Raw genomic sequence first — 12,028 nt, 5'->3', positions numbered from 1 at the left:
CAGCCCCGCCCGGCACCCGCGCTCCCCCGCCGAAGGGCCAGGAAGGGCACCGGCTCGGCCCCTGCCCGGATGCGCAGGGCCGTAGCCGCGCGGCGGGTGTGAGGCCGGTCGCCGGTGGCGTCCGCATGGACCGGTTCGTTCGTCACGCACGCCTCCTGACGGCCCGTCGGGTCACGTGGCGGGCGTCGAGGCCGGACAGGCCGCGCACGGCGACATAGGCCTTCTCCCGGCCGGGCAGGGAGACGCGGCCGCGCAGCACGGCCTCCGGGTCGCGTTCGATGCGGTCGAGGAGGCGGCGGTAGATGCCGGCCATGGCGGCGACACACGCGCCGCTGCGCCGGTCGAGCATGGGGAGCAGCCGGTAGCCCTCGGCGAAAAGAGCGCGGGCCCGTCGCACTTCGAAGTGCACGAGGCCCGCGAAGTCGGAGCCCTCCGGTGGCCGTGGCCCGGTGAAGCCGGCCGAGCAGCCGAATTTGGCGAGGTCGTCGGCGGGCAGATAGGTACGCCCGCCCACGGCGTCCTCGCGGACGTCCCGCAGGATGTTGGTGAGCTGGAGCGCGAGGCCGAGCGTGTCGGCATACTCCGGCGCGCGCTCGACACCGCGCGCCCCCGGTTCCGTGCCGAACACGCCGAGCGAGAGCCGCCCGATGGCGCCCGCCACACAGCGGCAGTAGACCTTCAGGTCGTCCCAGGTCTCGTACGTCTCGCCGCGTACGTCCATCTGGACGCCGTCGATGAGTTCGTCCAGGCCGCCGAGCGGGATCGGGAAGTGCCCGGCGGCGTGCGTGAGGGCGACGGCGACCGGGTCGGTGTCGTCCTCCGCCACCTCGCCCTCCCGGATCCGGGTGAGCAGCGACCGGGTCTCCTCCAGCCTGGCCACCTTGACGTCGTCGGCGAGCGCACCGTCACCGATGTCGTCGACCCGCCGCGAGAACGCGTACAGCGCCGACATCGCACGGCGCTGGGGCGTCGGCAGCAGCCGGATGCCGTAGGCGAAGTTGCGCGCCTGCCGCCCGGTGACGGCCTCGCAGTAGCTGTAGGCGGCGAGTACCGGCGGGGATGCGTGTGGTTCCGACTCCACGGTCCGGATCACCCCTCTCCTCGCAGAGTCACGCCCACCTCACGCAGCAGCCGGACCTTGCCGGGCTTGGGCGGGCCGGGAAGTACGTCGTAATCGGCGGCGGCGATCGCGTGCAGAGCCGCCCTTCCTCCCGCCACGAACCCTGCGAGCAGCAGCTTCAACCTGCCGTGGACGCTACCCACCAGGGGGGCGCCTTCATTCAGGAGATCCCGGGCCCTTTGCGCTTCGTACGCAATCAACGCACGGACCGACGCTCCGGCGGATTTCGTGGCGAGGTCCGCCTCCTCGACGTGAAAGCGCTTCATGTCGGCGGCGGGCAGGTAGATACGGTCGCGGCCGAGGTCCTCGGCCACGTCCTGGAGGTGCTCGACGATCTGGAGAGCCGTGCAGATCATGTCGGAGCGGCGGATCCGCTCGGGCGTCGAGGTGCCGGTGACGGCGAGGACCAGACGGCCGACGGGGTTGGCGGAGAGCTCGCAGTAGGCGAGGAGGTCGTCGTAGGTCTCGTACCGGCCGACCAGCTGGTCCTGGCGGTTGGCGGCGATCAGGCCGAGGAACGGCTCGGGGGTCAGACTGCGGCGGCGCACGGTCGGCTGCAGGCGGCGCAGCAGGGGGTGACGCGGGGTCGAGTCGAACACCCTGCGCAGGTCGGCCTCGAAGGCGTCCAGCAGGACCAGCCGGTCCTCGGCCTCCTGCGGGGAGACACCGAGCAGGCGGGCGTCGGCGCCGCCGGGGGCCAGGTCGCCGTCGCCGATGTCGTCGACCAGGCGGGCGAATCCGTAGACGGCCATGAGGTCCGTGCGCCAGTTCCGGGGCAGGAAGAACGGGGCCACCGGGAAGTTCTCGCCCGTGGCCTTGGCGAGGGTGCCCCGCTCCGGATCGAGGGCGCGTGCCGTGCCGGTTCCCGTCACCGCCGGCTGCCCGGCGCGAGGACGGCGCGTGCTGCGTGGAGCTGGGGAGTTTCCGTAGCCATTGCCGTCACATCTCCCGTTCTACACTGCCGACCCAATACACACTATTTCGGACACGCCGCCCAGCCGTCCGCACGACCGTCCGACGAGCGATGTCGCGCATTATCGCCCTGATTGCCGTGTTTCGGGACCGGTACAGCTTACGTTGTACAACGCATCGAGGTTCGCCAGGGTGTCCCGCACATCACGAGAACACACCGATTGGCCCCAAGATTCCTAAGAAGGGCCGGAGTTGACCTTTCTTTTGCAGACGCAGGGCCCCGCCGGAACAGTTCCGGCGGGGCCCTGACCGGGCCGGGCTACTTGCCGGTGAACTTCTCGTACTCCTTGAGCACCTCGTCGGTCGGGCCGTCCATGCGCAGCTCGCCGCGCTCCAGCCACAGGACGCGGTTGCAGGTGTCGCGGATGGATTTGTTGTTGTGGCTCACCAGAAACACGGTGCCGGCTTCCTTGCGCAGCTCCCGGATGCGGTCCTCGGAGCGCTTCTGGAACTTGCGGTCACCGGTGGCCAGGGCCTCGTCGATCATCAGGACGTCGTGGTCCTTGGCCGCGGCGATGGAGAACCGGAGGCGGGCCGCCATGCCGGAGGAGTAGGTGCGCATGGGCAGGGTGATGAAGTCGCCCTTCTCGTTGATGCCGGAGAAGTCGACGATGTCCTGGTAGCGCTCCTTGATCTCCTCCCGGGACATGCCCATGGCGAGCCCGCCCAATATGACGTTGCGTTCGCCGGTGAGGTCGTTCATCAGGGCCGCGTTGACGCCGAGCAGCGAGGGCTGGCCGTCGGTGTAGACCTTGCCCTGCTCGGCGGGGAGCAGCCCGGCGATGGCGCGCAGCAGGGTCGACTTGCCGGAGCCGTTGGAGCCGATCAGGCCGATGGCCTCGCCGCGGTAGGCGACGAAGGAGACGCCGCGCACCGCGTGCACCTTGCGCACCCCGCGCTCCTCGCCGCGCTTGAGGATGCGGCTGAGGGCGGCGGTGGCGCTGCCCTTGCCGCTCTTGGCGCCGTTGACGCGGTAGACGATGTGCAGATCGTCCGCGATGACCGTGGGGATCCGCGCGTCCTGCTTCTGCTCAGCCACGGCCGTACCTCTCCTCCGCCTTCCAGAAGTACACGAAGCCGCCCAGGGCGAACAGCACGGCCCAGCCGCCCGCGGCAGCCCACACGTGGTCGGGGAGGTACTTCGAGTCGTATGCGTCGATGAGGGCGAAGCGCATCAGGTCCATGTAGATCGCGGCCGGGTTCCACTGGAGGACGTTCGCGATCCAGGCCGGCTTGTCCGCCAGGAAGATCGGAATGGAGAACATCACACCGGACGCGTACATCCAGGTCCGCATCACGAACGGCATCAGCTGCGCGAGGTCCGGGGTCTTGGAGCCCGCCCGGGCCATGATCAGCGCGAGGCCGGTGTTGAAGCAGAACTGCAGCACGAGCACCGGCACGATCAGCAGCCAGGACAGGTCCGGGTAATGACCGAAGCCGACCGCGACGGCGAACAGCACGATCATCGAGAACAGCAGCTGCTGGAGCTGCTGGAGCGCGAAGGAGACCGGCAGCGAGGCGCGCGGGAAGTGCAGGGCGCGGACCAGGCCGAGGTTGCCGGAGATGGCGCGCACGCCCGCCATGACCGAACTCTGCGTGAACGTGAACACGAACACGCCCGTGACCAGGAACGGGATGTACACCTCGCGGGGCAGGCCCCGGTCGGCCTCCAGGAGCAGGCCGAAGATGAAGAAGTACACGGCCGCGTTCAGCAGCGGTGTGGCCACCTGCCACAGCTGGCCGAGCTTGGCCTGGCTGTACTGGGCGGTCAGCTTCGCGCGGGAGAAGGCGAGGATGAAGTGCCGCCGGTCCCAGAGCTGACGGACGTACTCGATGAGGGACGGCCGGGCGCCGCTCACGCTCAGCCCGTACTTGGCGGCGAGCTCCCTCGCCGTGAGTCCCTCGTCGGGCGCCGCGGGCGCGCTCACCGCGACCGAGGCGTCGTGCGTTGTCTCACTCACTAGTGGAAACTTTCGTCTTCGAGATGCGCGGCCTGTCCGGGCCCGCATGAGCCGGGGGCCAGGGTACGGCCCGGGTGCTCCCGGATGCTCACGGGTACGAGCTTGTCAGATGACGGGGGGCCGGCCCAGCCGGGTCAGCCGCCACACCGTACGCCACTTCATGGGACGGCGGGGCCCGCACGGGGTGGTCCAGCCCTCGCGGAATCCGCCGAACCAGGCCCGCAGGGCGGAGCCGGAGGGACGGCGTACGAGGGTGAGCAGCAGCCACACCCCGAGGTAGACCGGGACGAGCGGCGCGGGGAGGTTGCGGCGGGCGAGCCAGACGCGGTTGCGGGCGACCATGCGGTGGTAGACCGCGTGCCGCGAGGGAGCGGTCGTCGGGTGGTACAGCACCATGTCGGACCGGTAGTCGATCATCCAGCCCGCGTCGAGGGCCCGCCATGCCAGGTCGGTTTCCTCGTGGGCGTAGAAGAATTCGTCGGGGAGTCCGCCGACGTCGGCGAAGACCCGGGTGCGCACGGCGTTGGCGCCGCCGAGGAAGGTGGTGACCCGGGAGGAACGCATCGGGTCGGCGGCGCGCAGCCGGGGCACGTGGCGGCGCTGGGTGACGCCGGTGTCCGGGTCGGCTATGCGGAAGCTGATGATGCCGAGCTTCGGGTCGGCCTCGAAGGCCTTGCGGCAGAGCTGGGCCGTGTCGTGGCCGGCCAGCAGTCCGTCGTCGTCGAGGAAGAGCAGGATGTCGACGTCCCGGCCGGCCGGGCCGAAGGCCTCGATGCCGACGTTGCGGCCGCCGGGGATGCCGAGGTTCTCGGGCAGCTCGATGGTGCGGACGCCCTCGGGGACGTCCGGGACGGGCGAGCCGTTGCCGACGACGACCACCTCGACCGGGTCGCCGTCCTGCTTGGCGACCGAGTCGAGCAGGGCGCGCAGCTCGTCGGGGCGGTTGCCCATGGTGATGATGACGGCGCCGACCTTCATACCGCTCACTTCAGCCTGCTCGAAGCGAGGATGGACACGAGGTGCAGCAGGGTCTGGACCAGCGCGATACCGGCCAGCACGGCGACACCGAGCCGGGAGAAGAACAGGTCGCCGCGGGCCTGGTCGGCGATGGCCAGGACCAGGATCAGCAGGGACGCCTCGATGCCGAGGATCAGGCGGTGGAACTTGAGCGCGGCGGCGGCCTTGCGGGCCAGCGCCATGCCGGAGGAGCGCATCTCCGCGGCGGTCTCCTGGACCGGCGGCTTTCCGGCCTGGTGCCGGGCGACGCCGACGAGGTCGGTCTCGGCCTTGATCAGGATGGCGCCGAGGGCGGCCAGGGTGCCGAGGAAGGCCCACAGCCAGTCGATGCGGCCGGTGCCCCACAGGTCGGCGGCGCGCAGGCCGAAGCCGGTGAGGACGGCGGCGTCGGTGAGGTAGGCGCCGACGCGGTCCAGGTAGACGCCGTTGAGGGAGTACTGCTTCTTCCAGCGCGCGATCTCGCCGTCGACGCAGTCCAGCAGCAGGTACATCTGGACGCACACCACGCCGAGGACGGCGCCCGGGATCCCCGGCACGAGCAGTGCCGGGGCCGCGAGCACACCGAAGACGGTCATCAGGTAGGTGAGCTGGTTGGGCGTGACCCGGGTGTTGACCAGGTAACGGTCGACCCGCAGGGACACCTCACGCATGTAGAGGCGTCCCATCCAGTGCTCACCGCTGCGCCGGTCCTTCACCCCCGCGGGGTGAACGACGGGACGTAGTTCAGCTACCGATGGCCTTGACATAGTCGGTGTAGGTGTCCTTGATCTGTTCGGTGTTCAGGTCGAGGTGTTCGAGGATGGTGTAGCGGCCGGGCCGGGTCTCCGGGGCGAACTCGACGGCCTTGACGAACTCGTCCGTCGTGAAGCCGATCTCGTCCGGCAGCACGGGCAGCCCGTGCCGGCGCAGCACCTCGGCCATGTAGGCCGACTGCTCGTGCGCCCCGCGCAGCCACATCGCGAAGGCCGCGCCGAGACCGCACTGCTCGCCGTGGGCGGCGGCCCGCTTGGGGTAGAGCAGGTCGAAGGCGTGGTTGATCTCGTGGCACGCCCCGGAGGACGGCCGCGAGTCGCCCGACACCGACATGGCGATGCCGCTGAGGACCAGCGCCTCGGCGAGCACCTGGAGGAAGTCGTTGTCCCCGATGCCGCCCGGGTGCCGCAGTACGGCCTCGCCGGCCTGGCGGGCCATGGCCGCGGCGAGGCCGTCGATCCGCTCGCCCTTGACGCGGTTGGCCAGTTCCCAGTCGGCGATCGCCGAGATGTTGGAGACGGCGTCGCCGATGCCGGCGCGGACGAAACGGACCGGGGCCTCGCGGATGACGTCCAGGTCGATGACGACCGCGATCGGGTTCGGCACGCCGTAGGAGCCGCGTCCCGCGTCGTTGTCGAGGGTGGCGACCGGCGAGCACAGGCCGTCGTGCGCCAGGTTCGTGGGCACGGCGACCAGGGGCAGGCCGACGCGTGCCGCGGCGAACTTGGCGCAGTCGATGATCTTGCCGCCGCCGAGGCCGACGACCGCGTCGTAGTGGCCGGCCTTTATGTCGCTCGCCAGCCGCACCGCGTCGTCGAGGGTGCCGCCGCCCACCTCGTACCAGGTGGCGCCGGGCATGCTCGGCGCGATGCGCTCGCGCAGCTTGGCGCCGGAGCCGCCGCTGACGGCGACGGCGAGGCGGCCGGAGTGCGAGATGCGCTCGTCTGCGAGGACGCACGCCAGGTCGTCGAGGGCACCCGGGCGGATGTCCACGACCAGCGGCGAGGGGATGAGCCGGGTCAGTACTGGCATGCGATCTCCCGTCCACGGGCGAGATCGTCGTGGTTGTCGATCTCCACCCACTTGACGTCGCCGATCGGCGCCACGTCGATACGGAAGCCGCGGTTCACCAGCTCCTGGTAGCCGTGCTCGTAGAACTGCTGCGGGTCGGTCTCCCACACGGTCTTGAGCGCGTCGGCCAGTTCGGGGGCCGCGTCGCCCTCGATGAGGGTGACGCCGATGTACTCGCCGGTGGCCTCGGCGGGGTCCATCAGCTTGGTGATCTTCGTCATGCCCTTCTCGGGGTCGACGACGACCTTCATCTCCTCGTCGGCGAGCTGCTTGACCGTGTCCAGGGCGAGAATGATCTTCTTGCCGTCGCCGCGGGCGGCGAGCAGCGTCTTCTCGACGGAGACGGGGTGGACGGTGTCGCCGTTGGCGAGGATCACACCGTCCTTGAGGGCGTCACGACCGCACCACAGGGAGTAGGCGTTGTTCCACTCCTCGGCCTTGTCGTTGTCGATGAGGGTGAGCTTGAGGCCGTACTTCTGCTCCAGCGCTTCCTTGCGCTCGTACACGGCTTCCTTGCGGTAACCCACGATGATCGCGACCTCGGTGAGACCGATCTCGGCGAAGTTGCCGAGTGTCAGGTCGAGAACCGTGGGTTCGCCCTCTATGCCCGCGGGCCCCACCGGCACCAGCGCCTTGGGAAGGCTGTCGGTGTAGGGGCGCAGACGCCGTCCGGCGCCGGCCGCCAGCACGAGGCCGATCATGCGGGTTCTCCTTCATCGTGTACGGCGGGCGCCCCAGCGGACACCCAGAAGCGGATGCTCTCGACGAGCACCACCAGGGCCACGGCCACGGCGAGCACCGTGAGCGCGACCTTGAACTGCGAGGCGGTGAGCAGCGCGGCGAGGACGGTGACGAGCAGCGTCCGGCCTTCGTGCCCCCCGATGGAACGCACCAGCCAGGCCGGGGGCGCTCCGGCGTTGCCGCGGATGCGGTACACCGTGTCGTAGTGATGGTAGGCGACCGCGGCCACCAGCCCGAAAGCCGCAGGAAGGGCTCCGTTCACGTCCGCTCGGGCCGCCAGGACCAGGACGGTGCCGTACTCGGCGGCGCGCAGGAACGGGGGGACCAGCCAGTCGAGGGCGCCCTTGAGGGGGCGGGCGACGGCCAGGCCCGAGGTCAGGGCGTACGCGAGGGCGGCGACGACCGGCCAGGGTCCGCCGAAGCCGGTCAGCGCGGCCACGGCGACGACGGCGGCACCGCCGAGGAGGGCGAGGGCGGGGGCCGTGAAGCCCGGCAGCCTGCGGGCAGGGCTCTTGAGCGCCTCCGCGAAGCCCTGGGCGAGCGGACCGCTGTCCGCGAGGTCGGCGAGCGCCCCGGCCGCCCGGTCGGTCCGCTTGGCCCTGCGGGTCAGGGAGCGCAGCACGCGGCCCGCCGTGGTGTACGTCGCCGCGAAGGCGCAGCCGATGAGCAGCGCGTAGAAGGTGATGCGGGGCGTGGTGACCGCCGTGAGCACCGCGATCATCGCCCAGCGCTCCCCGATGGGCAGGACGATCATGCGGCGCACCCAGACCGTCCAGCCGACGCTGTCGAGCTTGTCGGAGAGCGCGGCGGTGGGGCTGGTGTTGGCGGTGGCGTCGTGGTTGGCCTCGTTGAAGGAGAAGTCCACGACGTGCCGGCAGGTCTGCAGGACCATGGCGCCGAGGGCGAGGGCCCAGACGTCGTCTCCGCCGCGGGCGGCTCCCAGGGCGAGACCGGCGTAGTAGGCGTACTCCTTGGCCCGGTCGAAGGTGGCGTCCAGCCAGGCGCCGAGCGTGGAGTACTGAAGGGAGTAGCGGGCGAGCTGGCCGTCGGTGCAGTCCAGCACGAAGGACGCGATCAGCAGGACGCCTGCCGCGACGAAGCCGCCGCGGGTGCCGGTGGCCGCGCAGGCCGCCGCTATGAGGGCGGTGAGCAGCGAGGCGGTGGTGACCTGGTTCGGCGTCAGGCCGCGGCGGGCGCACCAGCGGGCGATGTAGCGGGAGTACGGGCTGATGCAGTAGGTGGTGAAGAAGCCGTCGCGGGACTTCACGGCCGACTTCAGGCGTACGGCCTCGTCGTCGACGTCCGTCACGGCCTGCCGCGCCTCGTTGCGGGCCTGCGGGTCGGCGGGGACGGCGGCGACGAGGCTGCCCAGCTCGGGGCGGTGCACGTCGGCGCCGTCGGCGTCCAGGGCGGTGAGGACGCGGTCGGCGAGGCTGTCGACCAGGGTGGTGCCGCCGCCGGCGGAGTTCTCGCGGGCCATCGCCCGGGTCAGGGCCTGGCGGCCGGCGGGCTGGGCCGTCACGGCGCCGGGGATCGCGGCGAGCGGGAAGCGGGGGTCGGTGAGGCCGAGGCGCAGCGCGTGCACGTGCCCCACGAACCGGGCGTCGACCAGGGCCACTCGCTCGTCGCCCGGCACCCCGGCGAGCAGGGTCTCGGCCTCGGCTGCGTCGGCCGCGACCCGCACGTCGAAGCCGAGGGACCGCAGATCGCCCTCGATCGACGATCCGGGGACCGGATGACCGGTGAGGATGGCGGTCGACAACCGAATTCACTCCCTGGGTACCGACGCGTCCGCGCCAGTGCTGTACATGGTGGGGGCGCCCGCGCCGGAAAGCTCCCGGGCGGCGTGTCGGCAGAGGCTATCGGATGCCGGGAGGGCCGCGTTCACCGCCTGTTTGGCAGATCGATCAACGTGGTTCGCACAGGCCTTTGCCGCGATCATCATCGTGGATCCGGGGCCCGCCCCACAAACCGCGCCCCCCAGAGGCGGACATCGAGGACATCGGGCCGGGTCCGGCCGGGTCCGCATAGGGTGGGCGACCATGACTTGGCTGATCACCGGCGGGGCCGGCTACATCGGGGCCCACGTGGCCAGGGCCATGAACGAGGCCGGCGAGCGCGTCCTCGCCCTGGACGACCTCTCGGCCGGGGTGCCCGCGCGGCTCCCGGCGGACGTACCGCTCGTCGAGGGCTCGTCGCTCGACGGTGGCCTGCTGAAACGGGTGTTCGCCGAGCACGGCGTGACGGGTGTGGTGCATCTCGCGGCGCGCAAGCAGGTCGCCGAGTCCGTCGCGCAGCCGACGCGGTACTACCGGGAGAACGTCGGCGGCCTGGTGACTCTCCTGGACGCGGTCGCCGGGGCCGGGATCGAGCGCTTCGTGTTCTCGTCGTCGGCGGCGGTGTACGGCGACCCGGGTGTGGACCTCATCACGGAGGACACGCCCTGCGCTCCGGTGAACCCGTACGGCGAGACCAAGCTCGCCGGGGAGTGGCTGGTGCGGGCGGCGGGCCGGGCGCACGGGATCTCCACCGTATGTCTGCGCTATTTCAACGTGGCGGGCGCTGCCGCGCCGGAGCTGGCCGACACCGGTGTCTTCAACATCGTCCCGATGGTCTTCGACCGGCTGACGCGCGACGAGGCGCCCAGGATCTTCGGTGACGACTACCCGACCCCGGACGGCACCTGCATCCGTGACTACATTCACGTCGCCGATCTGGCCGAGGCGCATCTCGCGGCGGCCCGGCGGCTCGCCGACGGGGGCGTCACGGGTGATCTGACGGTCAACATCGGCCGGGGCGAGGGCGTCTCCGTGCGCGAACTCATCACGGTCATCGGCGAGGTCACCGGGGACCGCCGGCCACCGCTCGTCGAGGGCCGCCGCCCCGGGGACGCGCCGAGGGCGGTCGCCTCGGCGGCGCGGGCGGCCGGGGAACTCGGGTGGACCGCGCGGCGCGGGGTGCGCGAGATGGCCGAGTCGGCCTGGCGGGGCTGGCTTCTGCACCACGGCTCCTGACCCGCCCTGCATGCCCTGACCTGCATATCGTTTCCGCAGGTCAGGGCACATGACAACGGTGTTCAGTGCCGCGTTGCGCATACCCCCTCCCCGTAGTTCACTGGGGTGCCCGAACACGATCAGACGGATACTCGAACGGACACCGGAGGGCGGCTTTCATGGGGGCTGGGCACGATCACGGGCACGCGCACGGCGCGGCGGGTGGCGGTACGGCGACCTCGGCGTACCGCGGCAGGCTGCGGGTCGCGCTGGCGATCACGCTCGGCATCGTGGTCGTCCAGGTCGTCGGCGGGCTGCTCGCCGACTCGCTCGCGCTGGTCGCGGACTCGGCGCACATGGCGACGGACGCGCTGGGCCTGGGCATGGCGCTGCTCGCGATCCACTTCGCGAACCGCCCGCCCAGCGACCGGGCCACCTTCGGCTACGCCCGCGCCGAGATACTCGCCGCCCTGGCCAACTGTCTGCTGCTGCTCGGGGTCGGCGGGTACGTCCTGTACGAGTCGGTCCAGCGCTTCGTCACTCCGGCGGACACCGAGGGCCACCTCGCTGTCGTGTTCGGTGTCATCGGCCTGGTCGCCAACATGGTGTCGCTGGCGCTGCTGATGCGCGGCCAGAAGGAGAGCCTGAACGTGCGCGGCGCGTTCCTGGAGGTGGCGGCGGACGCCCTGGGTTCGGTCACGGTGATCATCTCGTCCCTGGTGATCATGTTCACCGGCTGGCAGGCCGCCGACCCGATCGCCTCGCTCGTCATCGCGCTGATGATCGTGCCCCGCACGGTGAAGCTCCTGCGCGACACTCTGAACGTCCTGCTGGAGGCAGCGCCCAAGGGCGTCGACATGGCGGAGGTGCGGGCCCACATCCTGGCGACCGACGGGGTGGAGGACGTCCACGACCTGCACGCCTGGACGATCACCTCCGGCATGCCGGTGCTGTCGGCGCACGTGGTCGTCAGCTCGGACGTGCTGAGCGCGATCGGCCACGAGAAGATGCTCCACGAGCTCCAGGACTGCCTCGGCGGCCACTTCGACGTGGAGCACTGCACCTTCCAGCTGGAGCCGGGCGGGCACGCGGAGCACGAGGCGCGCCTCTGTCACTGAGGCGCCCGCCTCTGAGACGTCTGGGACTGATGGCGCTGGTGGGGCGCGTTGTGCCCTGAGTGCGCCGGGGTACGCAGCCCTCCGGCGCGCGCCCGCGCCCTGGCTCTCACCGCACCCGCGGGGACGATTTTCGGCCCACCGCGCCGGGCACGATCCCCTACTGGGTCCCTCTCCCGGTTCCGAGCGGCGCCGTCCGCGCTCCGCGCCACCGCGCGGGACATGCGGGCGCGTCGCGAAGTGCCGGGAGTGCCGGATTCGTACGGCAGACTTGGGGCGCGAAGA

The 12,028-nt window shown here is 71.0% G+C and carries 11 protein-coding genes; 2 read left to right on the top strand and 9 right to left on the bottom strand.

Features of this window, described 5'->3' with window-relative positions:
• Window positions 1-142: 142 nt before the first annotated feature.
• From hpnD to ACH4G3_RS05370, 9 genes are all read right to left on the bottom strand, one after another.
• Window positions 143-1,093, bottom strand: a complete 951-nt coding sequence (gene hpnD / locus ACH4G3_RS05410; RefSeq protein ID WP_397623190.1) for a presqualene diphosphate synthase HpnD — start codon at window positions 1,091-1,093, stop codon at window positions 143-145.
• Window positions 1,090-1,992 (bottom strand): squalene synthase HpnC, encoded by a 903-nt coding sequence (gene hpnC, locus ACH4G3_RS05405; RefSeq protein WP_397623189.1) that lies wholly within the window; start codon window positions 1,990-1,992, stop codon window positions 1,090-1,092. Before hpnC ends, hpnD begins: the two co-directional genes overlap by 4 nt.
• A gap of 359 nt (window positions 1,993-2,351) precedes the next feature.
• Window positions 2,352-3,131 (bottom strand): ABC transporter ATP-binding protein, encoded by a 780-nt coding sequence (locus ACH4G3_RS05400; RefSeq protein ID WP_355847640.1) that lies wholly within the window; start codon window positions 3,129-3,131, stop codon window positions 2,352-2,354.
• Window positions 3,124-4,053, bottom strand: a complete 930-nt coding sequence (locus tag ACH4G3_RS05395; protein WP_397623188.1) for an ABC transporter permease — start codon at window positions 4,051-4,053, stop codon at window positions 3,124-3,126. The genes ACH4G3_RS05400 and ACH4G3_RS05395 overlap by 8 nt, the downstream gene beginning before the upstream one ends.
• Window positions 4,054-4,158: 105 nt before the next feature.
• Entirely contained in the window at window positions 4,159-5,031 is an 873-nt protein-coding gene (locus tag ACH4G3_RS05390) for a glycosyltransferase family 2 protein (RefSeq protein WP_397623389.1), read from the bottom strand.
• A 5-nt stretch (window positions 5,032-5,036) separates the two neighbouring features.
• On the bottom strand, window positions 5,037-5,816 hold the full coding sequence (locus ACH4G3_RS05385; RefSeq protein ID WP_397623187.1) for a CDP-alcohol phosphatidyltransferase family protein: 780 nt from the start codon (window positions 5,814-5,816) through the stop codon (window positions 5,037-5,039).
• Window positions 5,794-6,855, bottom strand: coding sequence for an iron-containing alcohol dehydrogenase family protein (locus ACH4G3_RS05380; RefSeq protein WP_397623186.1), 1,062 nt, complete (start codon window positions 6,853-6,855; stop codon window positions 5,794-5,796). Before ACH4G3_RS05380 ends, ACH4G3_RS05385 begins: the two co-directional genes overlap by 23 nt.
• The gene (locus tag ACH4G3_RS05375; protein WP_397623185.1) at window positions 6,843-7,595 is read right to left on the bottom strand and encodes a phosphocholine cytidylyltransferase family protein; all 753 of its coding nucleotides are present in this window, start codon (window positions 7,593-7,595) and stop codon (window positions 6,843-6,845) included. The genes ACH4G3_RS05380 and ACH4G3_RS05375 overlap by 13 nt, the downstream gene beginning before the upstream one ends.
• Window positions 7,592-9,397, bottom strand: a complete 1,806-nt coding sequence (locus tag ACH4G3_RS05370; protein WP_397623184.1) for a DUF5941 domain-containing protein — start codon at window positions 9,395-9,397, stop codon at window positions 7,592-7,594. Before ACH4G3_RS05370 ends, ACH4G3_RS05375 begins: the two co-directional genes overlap by 4 nt.
• A 280-nt stretch (window positions 9,398-9,677) precedes the next feature.
• Between ACH4G3_RS05370 and galE the strand changes: the two genes are divergently transcribed.
• Together galE and ACH4G3_RS05360 are read left to right on the top strand one after the other, a co-directional pair.
• Window positions 9,678-10,649, top strand: coding sequence for a UDP-glucose 4-epimerase GalE (gene galE / locus ACH4G3_RS05365; RefSeq protein WP_397623183.1), 972 nt, complete (start codon window positions 9,678-9,680; stop codon window positions 10,647-10,649).
• A 158-nt stretch (window positions 10,650-10,807) separates the two neighbouring features.
• Complete coding sequence (locus ACH4G3_RS05360; RefSeq protein ID WP_397623182.1) at window positions 10,808-11,746, top strand: cation diffusion facilitator family transporter; 939 nt, start codon at window positions 10,808-10,810, stop codon at window positions 11,744-11,746.
• Window positions 11,747-12,028 lie beyond the last annotated feature (282 nt).

Source organism: Streptomyces afghaniensis, assembly GCF_044327915.1.
Classification (GTDB): Bacteria; Actinomycetota; Actinomycetes; order Streptomycetales; family Streptomycetaceae; genus Streptomyces; species Streptomyces afghaniensis.
The sequence above is the reverse complement of the archived record's forward strand: the minus strand, read 5'-3'. Positions and strand labels throughout refer to the sequence as shown.